This window comes from Geodermatophilus saharensis (assembly GCF_900188205.1).
GTDB classification, from domain to species: domain Bacteria; phylum Actinomycetota; class Actinomycetes; order Mycobacteriales; family Geodermatophilaceae; genus Geodermatophilus; species Geodermatophilus saharensis.
On record NZ_FZOH01000007.1, the window covers coordinates 113,586 to 127,421 of the forward strand.

Sequence of the window (13,836 nt, forward strand, 5' to 3'; positions counted from 1 at the left end):
CGGGGGGCACCGAGGTCCTCCGACTAGCCTGGGGCGGGTGCCGACCGCTCTGCTCTGGTTCCGCCGCGACCTCCGGCTCGGCGACCACCCGGCTCTGCTGGCCGCGGTCGACGCCGCCGGTCCCGACGGCACGGTGGTGCCCGTCTTCGTCGTCGACCCGCGGCTGTGGGAGCCCTCGGGGCGGCCGCGCCGGGAGTTCCTGCGCGGCTGCCTGGCCGACCTGCGCGAGCAGACCGGCGGGGCGCTGGTCATCCGCTCCGGCGACCCCGCGCGCGTGCTCCCCGACCTGGTCCGCGAGACCGCGGCGGGGAGCGTGCACGTCTCGGCCGACGCGGGCGTCTACGGCCGGGCCCGCGACGCCGCCGTCGAGCGGGCACTCGGCGAGGTCCCGCTCGTGTGCACCGGGTCGCCCTACGGCGTCGCCCCCGGCCGCCTGCTCAAGGACGACGGCACGCCGTTCAAGGTCTACTCACCCTTCGCCCGGGTGTGGCGCGCCCGCGGCGTCCACTCCCCCGCCGCCCGCCCCGACCGCCTCGTCTGGGCCGACGGCGTCCGCACCGAGGACCTGCCGCCGGCCCAGGACCTCGGCGGCACGGTGCTCCCCCCGGCCGGCGAGCAGGCCGGCCTGGACGCGTGGACGCTGTTCCGCGACCAGCGGCTCCTCGGCTACGCCACCGGCCGCAACACCCCCGGCACCGACGGCACCAGCCGGCTCTCGGCGCACCTGAGGTACGGCACCGTCCACCCCCGGACGCTGGTCGCCGAGGCACAGGCGCTCGGCGAGGACTCCGCCGGGGCGGTGGACAAGTTCGTCGGCGAGCTGATCTGGCGCGACTTCTACGCCGACGTCCTCTGGCACCGCCCGGAGACCGCGCGCGAGCCGTTCGACCCCGAGATGCGGCGGATGGAGTACGACTCCGGCCCGGTCGCCGACGAGCACTTCGCCGCGTGGGCGGAGGGCCGCACCGGCTACCCGATCGTCGACGCCGGGATGCGGCAGCTGCACGGTGAGGCCTACGTGCACAACCGGGTGCGGATGGTCGTCGCCTCGTTCCTGTGTAAGGACCTGCACATCGACTGGCGGCGCGGGGCGCGGTACTTCTTCGACCACCTGGTCGACGGCGACCTGGCGAGCAACCAGCACGGCTGGCAGTGGGTGGCCGGTACCGGCACCGACCCCTCGCCGTACCACCGGGTGTTCAACCCGACCCGGCAGGGCCAGCAGTTCGACCCCGACGGCACCTACGTGCGGCGCTGGGTACCCGAGCTGCGCGACGTCCCCGACCGGTACGTGCACGAGCCGTGGACCATGCCCGGCGGTCCGCCCGAGGGCTACCCCGCGCCGGTCGTCGACCACGCCGAGGAGCGCCAGGTGGCGCTGGCCCGCTACCAGGCGGTGCGGGGTGCCTGAGGGCCACACCCTGTACCGGCTGGCGCGGGAGCAGTCGGAGCTGTTCGCCGGCCGCCCGGTGCACGTGACCAGCCCGCAGGGCCGCTTCGCCGCCGGTGCCGCGCTGCTCGACGGCCGCGTGCTCGAGGAGGTCACCAGCTACGGCAAGCACCTGTTCGCCGACTTCGGCGGCCCCGTCCTGCACGTGCACCTGGGCCTCTACGGCACCTACACCACCGGCCTCGGCGACCCACCGCCCCCGCGCGGTGCGCTGCGGATGCGGTGGACCGCCGACGGGCCCAAGGGCGAGGGCGTGTGGACCGACCTGCGCGGCGCGACCGCCTGCGACGTCCTCACCCAGCCCGAGGTCGACGCTGTCCTCGACCGGCTGGGCCCCGACCCGCTGCGCACCCGCCGCGGCGGGCCGCTGTCGTACGCGAGGGTCGGCCGCAGCCGGACGGCGGTCGGCGCGCTGCTGATGGACCAGTCGGTGCTGGCCGGCGTCGGCAACGTCTACCGCGCCGAGATCCTCTTCCGCCACCGGATCTCGCCGTTCCGCCCGGGCCGCGACGTCGGCGAGCCGGAGTGGCAGGCGCTGTGGGACGACCTGGTGGTGCTCATGCGCGCCGGCGTCCGGATGGGCCGGATCGTCACCACCTCCCCGGCCGACCGCTCCCGCCGGTCGGGTGCGGTGCGCCGGGAGGACGCGCACTACGTCTACCGGCGCACCGGCCTGCCCTGCCGCCTCTGCGGCACCGAGGTGCGCACCGAGGAGATGGTCGGCCGCAACCTCTACTGGTGCCCCGTCTGCCAGGCCGCCTAGCTCTCCTGCCGAGATCACGTGATCTCGGCGCGCAGAGGGGCCTCCGCCGTCGAGATCACGGGATCTCGACGGAGGAGGTAGGCCTAGAGGGCGCCCTTGGCCGGGTCGCCGGCGGGCAGCGCGTCGAGCACGGTCACCGACGGCGGGCCGGTCAGCTTGCCCTCCAGCCGGCCCGACAGCTCGCTGAGCGGATCGGCCTTCCCGTGGGCGGCCAGCGCCTCCGGGCTCTCCCACTTCTCCACCATGACCAGGGCACCGTCGGAGCCCTCGTGCAGGGAGTAGCGCTCGCACCCCGGCTCCTCGTGCACCCTCGGCACCGTCTCGAGCACCGCCTGGCGGACCTCCTCGGCGTGCTCGGCCTTCGGGCTGATGGTGGCGACGACGACGACGGACACGGGCGGTCCCCCCTGCTCTCGCGATCGGGTTGCGGACGGTGATCTGGCGCACCACTACCCGGGCGGGCCAGGATCCCAGTCGTGTCGGACGAGACTGATCCGGGAGACGGCCGGCCGCTGCGGGTGGCCGTGATCGGCGCCGGCCCGGCCGGCATCTACACCGCCGAGGCCCTCACCCGCCGCGCGCCGGTCCCGGTGACCGTCGACCTGCTCGACCGGCTGCCGACCCCCTTCGGCCTGGTCCGGCACGGCATCGCCCCCGACCACCCGAAGATGCGCGCGATCCGCGACACCCTGCACCGGGCACTCGACGACCCCGGCGTGCGGTTCGTCGGCAACGTCGAGGTGGGCACCGACATCACCCTCGACGACCTGCGCGCGCACGTCGACGCCGTCGTCTACACCTACGGCGCGGCGCTGGACCGCCCGCTGTCCATCGACGGGGAGGACCTGCCCGGCAGCCTCGCCGCCACCGACCTCGTCGCCTGGTACTGCGGCCACCCCGACGCCGACCGGGCGCGGGTCGAGGCCTCGCTGGAGGGAGTGCGCCGCGCCGTCGTCGTCGGCGTCGGCAACGTCGCCCTCGACGTCGCCCGGGTGCTGGCCCGCGCGCCGCAGGAGCTCGAGCCCACCGACATGCCGCAGCACGTCCTCGACGCCCTGGCCGCGGCACCGGTCGAGGAGGTCACCGTGCTCGGCCGCCGCGGCCCGGCCCAGGCCTCCTTCACCACCATGGAGCTGCGCGAGCTCGACGGCCTCGAGCAGGCCACGGTGCTGGTCGACCCCGCCGACCTGGAGCTGAGCCCGGCCGCCGAGGAGCGCATCGCCGGCGACCGCAACGCCACCCGCAACCTCGCCGTGCTGCGGGAGTGGACCGGGCACCGGCCCGAGCCCGACCGGGTGCGGCTGCACCTGCGGTTCCACCGCCGGCCGGTGCGGCTGCTCGGCGCCGACCGGGTCACCGGCGTGGAGGTCGAGCGGACCACGGTCGACGACGAGGGCCGCGCCGTGGGCACCGGGGAGTACGAGGTGCTGCCCGCCGACCTGGTGGTGCGCTCGGTCGGCTACCGCGGGCAGGGCCTGCCCGGGCTGCCGGTCGACCAGCGCAGCGGCACCGTGCCCAACGAGGACGGCCGGGTGCTGCGCGACGGCGCCCCGTCGGCCGGGGAGTACGTGGCGGGCTGGATCAAGCGCGGGCCCACCGGCGTCGTCGGCACCAACAAGCACGACGCCCGGGAGACGGTCGCGTCGCTGCTGGCCGACGCCGAGGCCGGGGTGATCCGCCCGTCGGGCGACCGCGACGACCTGGTGCAGACGCTGCGGGCCCGTGGCGCCGAGCCGGTGCTGCTGGAGGACTGGCGGGCCATCGACGCCGCCGAGGTCGCCCTCGGCGCCACCCGCGGCCGGGCGCGCACCACCCTGCACGAACGGGAGTCGCTGCTGTCGGCCGTGCGCGCCGCAGCGGGTCGCTAGGCGACCGCGGCGATCAGGTCGCGCGCGGCCCGGTCGGTGGCCGCGGCGGCGAAGCGGATCAGCGTCCCGGTGTCCGGCCGCAGCCGCAGCGGCGCCCCGTCGGGGGTCAGCGCCACCCCGCCGGCCCCGGCCAGCACCGCCAGCCCCCCGGCGACGTCGTGCACGTGCGTCCCGCTGCGGTCGAGGTCGTGCCAGGCGCCGGCCGACCCGTCGGCGACCAGGCACAGGTCGACGGCGGTGCAGCCGGTGACCCGCACCCGCGCCGCCGTCGACGGGACCCGCACCACCCGGCCCGACGGCGCGACGACGGTGCTGCCCTCGCGCACCCGCGCCGGCACCCCGTCGCGCCAGGCGCCGACGCCCGCCGTCCCGGACCAGCGCCGGCCCGAGGACAGGTCGACCACCAGCCCGGCCACCGCCTGCCCGCGGTCGACCAGCGCGGCGGAGAACGCCCACGGCGGCAGCCCGGCGCGGAAGTTGCCGGTGCCGTCGAGCGGGTCGAGCACCACCCACGGCCGGTCCTCGGGCACCGAGGGGTCGGCCCGCTCCTCGGAGAGCACCGGCACCCCGAGCGGGGCCAGCACCTCCACCGCGGCGGCGTGCGCGGCCTCGTCGGCGGCGATCGACCAGCTGCCGTCGTCCTTGCGGTGGTCCCGACCGGTGTCACGGGCGAGCGCGACCGCCATCTCCACCCGGGTGGCGGCCAGCGCGGCCAGGTGCGCGAAGCGCTCGGTGAGCGGCGCGTCCTCCGGCGGGGGCTCGACGTCGAGCACCCGGCCGGTCCCGGTGTCGCGGACGCTCGAGCAGCCCCAGGCCGAGGCGACGGCGAGCAGCGCGGTGCGCCCGGTCACGTGGGTCGAGCGGTGCAGGACGACGGCCTCGGTGGTGCCCTCGTCGGTCCAGCGGCGGCGCAGGTGGGCCGCGGCGTCGTCGGCGACCAGCAGCCGGGCCCCCGGGTCGAGCAGCTCGGCGGCCAGCGCGGGCGGGCCGACGCCCAGCAGCCGGGCCACGGCGCGCAGGTCCTCCCCCGACGCCGCCACCCACATCGTCTCCGTCACGGTCCCCCCGCCGTCCGCCCTGACCGGCACGGTAGGCCACCGCGGCCGGGCGGGTAGGGCGCCACGGTGACCGTCTCCGCGCGCACCGGCCTCGACGACGTCGACGTCGTCCTCCTCGTGCACCGCGAGCCCCCCGAGCTGCTCGCTCGCCACCACGCGGCGCTCGCCGCGGCCACCGGCCCGGGCTGGCGCGGCCGGGCGCTGCTGGTGGAGAACGACCCCGCGCCGCGCACCTCCGCCGCGGCGCGGGCCCTCCTGCGCCGGCGCTACCCGGACGCCGACCGGTGGGTGCTGCGGGCGCCGCGCAACCTCGGCTTCGCCCGCGCCATGGACCTCGCCGTCGACGCCTGCCGCGGCCGCTACGTGGCGCTGGTCAACTCCGACGGCGAGCCCGAGCCGGGGATGCTGCACCGGCTGGCCGAGGTCCTCGACGCCGAGCCGGCCGCGGTGTGGGCGGCGCCGGCCGTCGAGGGCCCGGGCGAGGAGGACCACCCGCCCGGCCCGCCGTTCGCCGCCGACGACCTGCCCGGCACCGCGCTGCTCCTCCGCCGGGAGGAGTTCCTCGCCGCCGGCGGCTTCGACCCGCTGTACTTCTTCTACAACGAGGACCGCGACGCCTCCCGGCGGCTGCGCGCCGCCGGGCACCTGCTGCTGCGCGTCCCCGGCACCCGCTTCCGGCACGGCAAGGACGGCCCCCGCGCCGGGCTGCTGCGCGAGTGGCACTACGCCCGGACGGCGCAGGTGCTCGTCCCGCAGCACGCCCGCCGCCCGGTCCGGGAGACGGCGGCCTTCCTCGCCCGCCGGCCGCTGGCCGTGGCCCGGCACCTGCGCGACGGCGACCCGGCCGGCGCCGCCGGCATCGCGCTGGCCCTGCTCGAGCTGCCGCGCTCGCTGGCGCTGGCCGCCGCCCGCCGCCGCCGGCCCTGGGACGGCGACCGGCTGGCGGCCTGGCTCGACCGGCACCGGCTGCCGGTCACCCCCCCCTAACCGCTGTTGCGCAGCGCGGTGGCGATCCCGTTGATGGTCAGCTGGATGTTGCGGCGCACCAGCTCGTCGTCGTCGCCGGTGCGGCGGCGGCGCAGCATCTCCACCTGCAGGTGGTGCAGCGGCTCCAGGTAGGGGAAGCGGTTGCGGATCGAGCGCACCAGCGACGGGTTGTCGGCGAGCAGGTGGTCGTCGCCGGTGACGGCCAGCAGCACCCGGCAGGAGCGCTCGTGCTCGGCGGTGATCTGGTCGAACACCCGCGCCCGCAGCTCCTCGTCGGGCACCAGCCCGGCGTAGCGGGCGGCCAGGTCGAGGTCGGTCTTGGCCAGCACCATCCCCATGTTCGACAGCACGGTGCGCAGGAACGGCCAGCGCCGGTGCAGCTCCTGCAGCCGGGCCAGTCGCGCTGCGCTGTTCCCGGGACCGTCGCCGTCGATCCACGACTCCAGCGCCGTCCCGGTGCCGTACCAGCCGGGCAGCATGATCCGCGCCTGCGACCAGCTGAACACCCAGGGGATGGCGCGCAGGTCGGCGATGCGGTCGCCGGCCTTGCGGGAGGGCGGGCGGCTGCCGATGTTGAGCTCGGCGAGCTCCCGGATTGGCGTCGCGGCGCGGAACCACTCCACGAACCCCGGGGTCTCGTGCACCAGCGCCCGGTAGGCGGCCTGCGCGCGGGCGGCGAGGTCGTCGAGCAGCGCGTAGGCGTCCTCGGCGTCGTCGCCGAGCCCCTCGACGTCGAGCAGCGTGGCCTCCAGGGTGGCCGCGACCAGCGCCTCGAGGTTGCGCCGCGCGAGGTCCGGCTCGCCGTACTTGGCCGCGATCACCTCGCCCTGCTCGGTGATCCGCAGCGCGCCGGCCACCGCACCCGGCGGCTGGGCGCGGATCGCCTCGTAGCTCGGCCCGCCGCCGCGGCCGACCGTGCCCCCGCGGCCGTGGAAGAGCCGCAGCCGCACGCCCTCCCGCCGCGCCACCTCCACCAGCGCCAGCTCGGCCCGGTACAGCGCCCAGTTGGCGGCGAGGTAGCCGCCGTCCTTGTTGCTGTCGGAGTAGCCGAGCATGACCTCCTGCGCGTCGCCGCGGCTGCGCACCAGCGCCCGGTACAGCGGCTGGGCGAGGACGGCGGTCATGGTCTCGCCGGCGGCCTGCAGGTCGGCGATGGTCTCGAACAGCGGCGAGATGCCCACCGGGCACGACGGGCCCGCCGGCCCGTCCGGGTCGAGCAGCCCGACCTCCTTGAGCAGGACGGCGACCTCGAGCACGTCGCTGACCGACTCGCACATGCTGATCACGTAGTTCGGGATCGCCCGCGGGCCCAGCAGCGCCACCTGCTCGGCGGCGGCGACCAGCAGGTCGAGCTCCCCGCGGGCGAGCTCGGACAGCTGCGCGTCGGGCCGCACCAGCGGCCGGCGCAGCCGCAGCTCGCCGGCCAGCAGCTCCACCCGCGCGGCCTCGTCGAGCTCGGCGTAGTCCGGGCACACGCCGGCCCAGGCCAGCAGCTCGCCGACGACCTCCTCGTGGACGGCGGAGTTCTGCCGCATGTCCAGCCCGGCGAGGTGGAAGCCGAACACCTCGACGGCGTCGCGCAGCCGGGCCAGCCGGTCGTCGGCCAGCGCCCCGGCGCCGTGGCTGCGCAGCGAGGCGTCGACGACGGCGAGGTCGGCGAGCAGCTCGCCGGGCTCGTCGTAGGGCGGGAGGTCGGCCACCGGCGGCACGCCCGGCACCCGCCCGAGGACCCGCCGCGCGGTGGCCGCCAGCCGGGCGTGGATGCCGTTGACCGCCCGCCGGTAGGGCTCGTCGGCGCGGAACGGCGAGTCGTCGCGGGAGGCCTCGGCCAGGTGGGACAGCTCCGGCGTCGGGGTGACCAGCCGGTCGGACATCGACAGCTCGCGGTAGAGCCCCACCAGCTCGCCGAGGTGGTGGGTCAGCGCGGTCTCGGCGTGCCGGGTGCTGGCCCGGCGGACCGCCTCGGCGGTCACGAACGGGTTGCCGTCGCGGTCACCGCCGATCCACGAGCCCGGCTGCAGCACCGGCTGGGTGGGCAGCCCGCTGCCGGGCCAGCGCGCGCCCAGCTCCCGGCGCAGGTCGGCGTTGATCTCGGGCACCACGCGGAACAGCGAGAGGTCGTAGTAGCGCAGCGCCTCGTCGATCTCGTCGGTCAGCCGCAGCCGCGACAGCCGCAGCAGCGCCGTCTGCCAGAGCGTGAGCACCGCGCGCTCCAGCTCCGCGGACCAGGCCGCCTCGTCGACCTCACCGGGCGCCATCCGGTCGCGCCGGCGGATCAGCTCGGTGACCTGCTGCTGCACCTGCGAGATGGTCGTGCGGCGCACCTCGGTGGGGTGCGCGGTGACCACCGGGACCACCAGCGCGCCGGCCAGCTCGCGGGCGACGGCGTCGGGGTCGAGGCCGGCCCGGTCGAGGAGGGCGAAGGTGGCCGCCAGGCTGCCCGGCTGCGGCGGGGAGCCGGCGCGGCGGTGGTGCCGGCGGCGGCGCTCGTGGTGCAGGTCCTCGGCGAGGTTGGCCAGCAGCGAGAAGTGGCTGAACGCGCGGATGACGTGGTTGGCCGCGCGGACGTCGAGGTCGCCCAGGCGGTGCGCGAGGCCGGTCCGGTCGGTCTCCGAGCGGCGCACCGCGAAGGCCTGCACACGGGTGGACTCGACCAGGTCCAGCACGTCGTCGCCGGACTGCTCGCGGATGACCTCGCCGAGGACACGGCCCAGCAACCGGATGTCCTCGCGCAGCGGGGCGTCGTCGGCCCGGCCGCCGCCCTCCGGGTCGCGCCCGGGCAGGCGGAGGTCGGCGACGTCGACGGTGGCTTCCGACATGGCCCGCAGTATCGACCGCCCGTGTGACGGGCAGGTGTCCCGGGCACCTGGACGGGGGTGGAGACCCTGCGCGCCACCCCCGCCTCCGCCTCGCCCGCCGACCACGGCGAGGGCCCGACCTGGGACGACGCCCGCGGCGAGCTGCTGTGGGTCGACATCTCCGCGGGCACGGTCCGCCGTGGCGCCGTCGACGGCGAGGACGTGCGCGACACCGGGTCGCTGCGCGCCGGGGACACCGTCGGCGTCGTCGTCCCCGCCGCGGCCGGTGGCTGGCTGACCGGCGCCGGGGGTGGGTTCACCCACGTCGCCGAGGACGGCACCGCGCGCGTGCTGGTCGACCTGGCCGGCGAGGGCGGTGGGGAGGCCGACGGCGGCACCCGGATGAACGACGGCAAGTGCGACCGTGCGGGGCGCTTCTACGCCGGGACGATGGCCTTCGACGAGCGGCCCGGCGCCGGCACCCTCTACCGGCTCGACACCGACGGCACCGTCACCACCGTGCGGGAGGGGCTGACCGTGTCCAACGGCCTGGGCTGGTCACCCGACGGCCGCACGGTGTACCTGACCGACTCCGGGCCCGGCCTGGTGCACGCCTTCGCCTACGACCCGGGCAGCGGCGCCTTCACCGGCGGCCGGGTGCTGCTGGAGACCGGCGGTCCCGACGGCGTCGCCGACGGGCTGACCGTCGACGACGAGGGCTGCCTGTGGACCGCGATGTGGGGCGGCGGCCAGGTGCGCCGCTGGTCGCCCGAGGGGGAACTGCTCGCCGTCGTCGAGGTGGGCGTGGCGAACACGTCGAGCTGCGCGTTCACCGGCGACCTGCTGGTCGTCAGCACCGCGAGGGGCGACGAGGACGAGCCCGACGCCGGCCGGCTGTTCACCGTGCGGCCGGGGGTGTCGGGCCCGGCCGCGGAGCCCTACCGGGGCCCGCTGGCCGGCCTCCGCCAGGTCGTCTAGCTGCGGGCACTTCCGCGGATGTGCCCGGGAGGGGCGGTGGGGTCAGCTGTCCTGCAGCAGCGCCAGCGCGGCGGCGGCCAGCTGGTCGCCGGCGTCGGCGCCGCGCCGGAACTCCTCGGCGGCGCCGGCGAGGTCGCCGCGGTCGGCCAGCAGCACGCCCAGGTTGTGGTGGCAGTAGGTGTCCCCGGCGTGGATGCCGGCGCGGTAGGCCTCCTCGGCCGCCTCGTCGTCGGCGAGCTCCTCCCGGTAGAGGTTGCCCAGCGGCAGCCACGCCACCTGCTCACCGAGCTTCGCGCCGCGCTCGAGCACCGAGCGGGCCTCCACCGCGCGGCCGGTCTGCAGCAGCAGCGCGGCGAGGTCGGCGCGGGCGGCCGGGAAGTAGGTGGCACCGGCGCGCAGCCGGTCCTCCAGCGACGGGTCGAGGGTGGCGCACCACTGCCAGCAGGCGGCGACGGCGTCGGCCTCCTCGTTGCCGGCGGCGGCGAGCTCCTGGGCCACGGCCAGCGCGTGCTCGCGCTCCCCCTGCTCGCGCAGCAGGAACGCCAGCTGCAGGCCGCCCTCGGTGTCGCCGGCCTCCGCCGCGCCCCGGTAGGCCTCCATCGCGCCGGCGAGGTCGCCGAGCTGCTCGAGCACCAGGCCCAGGTTGCGCCAGGCGTCGATCTCCCCGCCGGCCAGCGCCACCTCGTAGGCGTCCACGGCCTCGGTCCAGCGCTCCTGCGCGGCGAGGCTGTTGCCCAGGTCGTAGTAGCCGGTGACGTCGCCGAGGGCCGCCGCGCGGCGGAAGCACCACTCGGCGTCGGTCTGCCGGCCGGCCTCGGCGAGGTCGCAGCCCAGCTCGATGAGCTCGTCGGCGTCCTCGGAGGCCTGCAGCCGCCAGAGGCGTGCGTCCAGGTCCTCCGTCATGACGCCGATGATGTCGGCCCTGACCTGGGCGCACGCCCTCCCGGAGAGTGAGGTCACCCCAACGTGTCCGGGCCTCGTCCGGGCGGGTGTCCCCGGCCCGGACGGGGCCCGGCGGACTCACGCCCGGCCGGCCCGGAGGGCCTCCTTCAGCTTGGTCTTCCCGCTGGTCCGCAGCAGCGCGCCGGAGTACACCCGACCGCCGAGACGGACCACCAGCGCGATGGCCACCAGCATGAGGACGACGGCCACCGCGACCTCCCACGCCGCCACGTCACCGGCGGCCTGGCGCACCGGCATGACCATGGGCGACAGGCCCGGCACGAAGGAGGTCACCACCGCCGCGGTCCCGTCCGGGTCGCCGGCGGCCTGGATGGCCACGACGAAGCCGACGAAGAGCACCAGGGTCGCCGGGGTGAGCACGCTGCCGAGGTCCTCCTGCCGGCTGACCAGCGAGGCGGCGACGGCGAACAGCGAGGCGAACAGGGCATAGCCGAGGACGAACCAGAACAGCACCCACCCGACCGTGCCGATCAGGTCGCCGGGCACGTCGACGACGTCGAACGCCAGCGCGCCGCCCACGCCGATGACGGCGATCAGCGCGATCTGCGCCAGCCCGAGCGCGCCGAGGCCGAGGATCTTGCCGGCGAGCAGGTGCCAGGGTCGCATCGTCGCCAGCAGCAGCTCCACCACCCGGCTGGCCTTCTCCTCCACCACGCCCTGCGCGACGAACTGGCCGAACAGGACGATCAGGCTGTAGAGCAGGACGACGCCGACCAGGGCGACGGCGGTGCGCTGACCGGCGGCCGCGGAGGACTCGTCGAGCGCGGTGACCGTCAGCTGCGGCAGGCCGCCCGGGTCGACGCCGGCCTCGGTGAGCACCCGCTGCAGGGCCACCGCGCCGACGGCCCCGGACACCAGCCCCTCGACCGTGGGGTCGGACTCGCGCACCAGCAGCTCCGGGGCGCCGCCGGTGGCGCCGAGCACGGCGGCGTCGACGTCCTCGTCCTCGACGGCGGTGCGCGCCGCGACGTCGTCGTCGAGCCCGACGACGGTGACGTCGCGGCCGAGCAGCTCGCCCTGCGCCTCCAGCGCCGGGCCGAGCGCGCCGGGGTCGCCGACGACGCCGATGCGGTTCTCGTCGCTGCCGGAGTTCACCACCGCCTGGAAGACCAGGATGCCGAGGATGATCAGCAGCATCACCGCGGAGCTGACCAGGAAAGTCTTGTCGCGCAGCCGGGTGGAGACCTCGCGCGCGGCGACCAGCCGGACCAGCTGCCCGCTCGACAGGGGGGCGCTCACGCGGCGACCTCCTGGCGGGCGGCCTGCTGCGCGGGGTCGGCGACGGCCTCGCGGAACAGCTCCACGAGGGTGGCCTGCCGCCAGGCGAAGTGGGTGACCCGGCCGGTGCGCAGCGCGGCGGCCAGCACGGCCTGGTCGTCGGCGCCCTCGGCGAGATCCAGCAGGGTGTCGCCGGCCTGCTCGGAGACGACGGAGACGCCGGGGACGGCGCCGGCCCAGCCCGGCGCGGCGTCGGGGACGACGACCCGCAGCACCCGCCCGGACTCCCGGCGCCGCAGCTCCTCGACGGTGCCGGTGGCGACCATGCGGCCGCGCGCGAGGATGCCGACGGAGTCGCACAGCCGCTCGACGAGGTCGAGCTGGTGGCTGGAGAACACCACCGGCACGCCCCCGCGGCACTGCTCCAGCAGCGCGTCGGCGAGCGCGTCGACGCCGACCGGGTCCAGGCCGCTGAACGGCTCGTCGAGGATGAGCACCTCGGGCCGGCTGACCAGCGCGGCGGCCAGCTGCACGCGCTGCTGGTTGCCCAGCGACAGCTCCTCCACGCGGGACCGGCGGCGCTCGCCCAGGCCCAGCCGGCCGGCCCACTCCTCGGCGGCGCGGGCGGCCGCGGCGGCGTCGAGGCCGTGCAGGCGGGCGAAGTAGGTCAGCTGCTCGCCGACCCGCATCTTCGGGTAGAGCCCGCGCTCCTCCGGCATGTAGCCGATGCGGCGGCGCGACTCCTCGTCCAGCGGCCGGCCGCGCCAGCGGACCTCGCCGGCGTCGGCGCGGGCCAGGCCCATCGCGATCCGCATCGTCGTCGTCTTCCCGGCCCCGTTGGACCCGCAGAAGCCGAACATCGAACCGGGGGCGACGGTGAAGCCGACGCCCTCCAGCACGTGGTGGTCCCCGTAGCTCTTGTGGAGCCCGTCGAACTCGAGCACCGCTCCTCATCCCGTCGTCGGCCCCGTGCGCGCCCGACGTTATCGGTGCCCGGTGACGGGTTGCGGTCCGACGCGGGACCGGAAGGTGATCCACCTCGCGCGGCCGCTGGACGTGGGGTGTCATCGGTCCATGAGCCAGGAGAACCACCCCGCCTCCCCACCCTCGGGCGTCGGGCTGGAGGGGCTGCGCGCGGCGGCGGCCGGCTGCCGGGCGTGCGAGCTGTGGGAGCCGGCCACCCAGACGGTGTTCGGCGAGGGCCCGGAGACCGCGCGCATCGTCTTCGTCGGCGAGCAGCCCGGCGACCAGGAGGACCGCCGGGGTGAGCCCTTCGTCGGCCCGGCCGGCCGGCTGCTGGACCGGGCGCTCGAGGAGGCCGGCATCGAGCGGCGCGACGCCTACGTCACCAACGCCGTGAAGCACTTCCGGTTCACCCCGACGGCCAAGCGGCGGATCCACCAGTCGCCGGGCGCCGAGCACATCCGCGCGTGCCGGCCGTGGCTGGAGGCGGAGTTCGAGGTGCTCAAGCCCGAGGTCGTCGTCTGCCTGGGGGCGACGGCGGCCAAGGCGCTGATCTCGCCGTCGTTCCGGATCACCAAGGACCGCGGGGTGCTCATGCCGTGGACGCCGCCGGGTGTCGCGCGGGCCGAGCAGGGCGACGACGAGGCCGACGAGGAGGCCCCCGCCCAGACCTGGGTGCTCGCGACCGCGCACCCCTCGGCGGTGCTGCGGGTGCCCGACGAGGAGCGGCCCAAGGCCTACGACGCGCTCGTCGCCGACCTGCGCGTCGTCGCCGGCGCGCTGGCCTGAG

Annotated in this window: 12 protein-coding genes; 6 read left to right on the forward strand and 6 right to left on the reverse strand. The window is 76.5% G+C overall.

The features are described 5' to 3' along the window. Window positions 1–37 precede the first annotated feature (37 nt). Window positions 38–1,411 (forward strand): cryptochrome/photolyase family protein, encoded by a 1,374-nt coding sequence (locus CHC04_RS17005; RefSeq protein ID WP_089405135.1) that lies wholly within the window; start codon window positions 38–40, stop codon window positions 1,409–1,411. After that, complete coding sequence (locus CHC04_RS17010; protein WP_089405136.1) at window positions 1,404–2,213, forward strand: Fpg/Nei family DNA glycosylase; 810 nt, start codon at window positions 1,404–1,406, stop codon at window positions 2,211–2,213. The genes CHC04_RS17005 and CHC04_RS17010 overlap by 8 nt, the downstream gene beginning before the upstream one ends. Before the next feature lie 83 nt (window positions 2,214–2,296). Here the strand turns inward: CHC04_RS17010 and CHC04_RS17015 are convergent, their stop codons facing one another. Next, complete coding sequence (locus tag CHC04_RS17015) at window positions 2,297–2,608, reverse strand: putative quinol monooxygenase (RefSeq protein ID WP_089405137.1); 312 nt, start codon at window positions 2,606–2,608, stop codon at window positions 2,297–2,299. Between the two features lie 81 nt (window positions 2,609–2,689). Between CHC04_RS17015 and CHC04_RS17020 the strand changes: the two genes are divergently transcribed. Continuing rightward, window positions 2,690–4,081, forward strand: coding sequence for an FAD-dependent oxidoreductase (locus CHC04_RS17020; RefSeq protein WP_245817349.1), 1,392 nt, complete (start codon window positions 2,690–2,692; stop codon window positions 4,079–4,081). Here the strand turns inward: CHC04_RS17020 and CHC04_RS17025 are convergent. Further along, window positions 4,078–5,139 (reverse strand): inositol monophosphatase family protein, encoded by a 1,062-nt coding sequence (locus tag CHC04_RS17025; protein ID WP_245817351.1) that lies wholly within the window; start codon window positions 5,137–5,139, stop codon window positions 4,078–4,080. The two genes, CHC04_RS17020 and CHC04_RS17025, sit on opposite strands and share 4 nt — an antisense overlap. A 66-nt stretch (window positions 5,140–5,205) precedes the next feature. On the opposite strand from CHC04_RS17025, the gene CHC04_RS17030 reads away from it, so the two are divergent. Further along, the gene (locus tag CHC04_RS17030; RefSeq protein WP_089405138.1) at window positions 5,206–6,126 is read left to right on the forward strand and encodes a glycosyltransferase family 2 protein; all 921 of its coding nucleotides are present in this window, start codon (window positions 5,206–5,208) and stop codon (window positions 6,124–6,126) included. Here the strand turns inward: CHC04_RS17030 and ppc are convergent. After that, complete coding sequence (gene ppc / locus CHC04_RS17035) at window positions 6,123–8,945, reverse strand: phosphoenolpyruvate carboxylase (RefSeq protein ID WP_089405139.1); 2,823 nt, start codon at window positions 8,943–8,945, stop codon at window positions 6,123–6,125. The two genes, CHC04_RS17030 and ppc, sit on opposite strands and share 4 nt — an antisense overlap. Before the next feature lie 57 nt (window positions 8,946–9,002). Here ppc and CHC04_RS17040 point away from each other — a divergent pair, with 57 nt between their 5' ends. After that, a complete protein-coding gene (locus CHC04_RS17040; protein WP_089405140.1) occupies window positions 9,003–9,902 on the forward strand; it encodes an SMP-30/gluconolactonase/LRE family protein in 900 nt (299 codons plus the stop codon). A 42-nt stretch (window positions 9,903–9,944) separates the two neighbouring features. Here CHC04_RS17040 and CHC04_RS17045 read toward each other — a convergent pair whose 3' ends face one another. From CHC04_RS17045 to CHC04_RS17055, 3 genes are all read right to left on the reverse strand, one after another. Next, window positions 9,945–10,805, reverse strand: a complete 861-nt coding sequence (locus CHC04_RS17045) for a tetratricopeptide repeat protein (protein ID WP_089405275.1) — start codon at window positions 10,803–10,805, stop codon at window positions 9,945–9,947. A 117-nt stretch (window positions 10,806–10,922) separates the two neighbouring features. Next, the gene (locus CHC04_RS17050; protein ID WP_141233840.1) at window positions 10,923–12,104 is read right to left on the reverse strand and encodes an ABC transporter permease; all 1,182 of its coding nucleotides are present in this window, start codon (window positions 12,102–12,104) and stop codon (window positions 10,923–10,925) included. Further along, window positions 12,101–13,027, reverse strand: coding sequence for an ABC transporter ATP-binding protein (locus CHC04_RS17055; RefSeq protein WP_089405141.1), 927 nt, complete (start codon window positions 13,025–13,027; stop codon window positions 12,101–12,103). Before CHC04_RS17055 ends, CHC04_RS17050 begins: the two co-directional genes overlap by 4 nt. Before the next feature lie 130 nt (window positions 13,028–13,157). Between CHC04_RS17055 and CHC04_RS17060 the strand changes: the two genes are divergently transcribed. Continuing rightward, window positions 13,158–13,835: a UdgX family uracil-DNA binding protein gene (locus tag CHC04_RS17060; protein ID WP_089405142.1), complete on the forward strand. Its 678-nt coding sequence runs from the start codon at window positions 13,158–13,160 to the stop codon at window positions 13,833–13,835. The last annotated feature ends 1 nt before the right edge of the window (window position 13,836 follow it).

Excerpts from the sequence above, each read along its gene's own strand:
- ppc (WP_089405139.1), bottom strand. The coding sequence starts at position 8,945 with ATGTCGGAAGCCACCGTCGACGTCGCCGACCTCCGCCTGCCCGGGCGC.
- CHC04_RS17045 (WP_089405275.1), bottom strand. The coding sequence starts at position 10,805 with ATGACGGAGGACCTGGACGCACGCCTCTGGCGGCTGCAGGCCTCCGAG.
- CHC04_RS17060 (WP_089405142.1), top strand. The coding sequence starts at position 13,158 with ATGAGCCAGGAGAACCACCCCGCCTCCCCACCCTCGGGCGTCGGGCTG.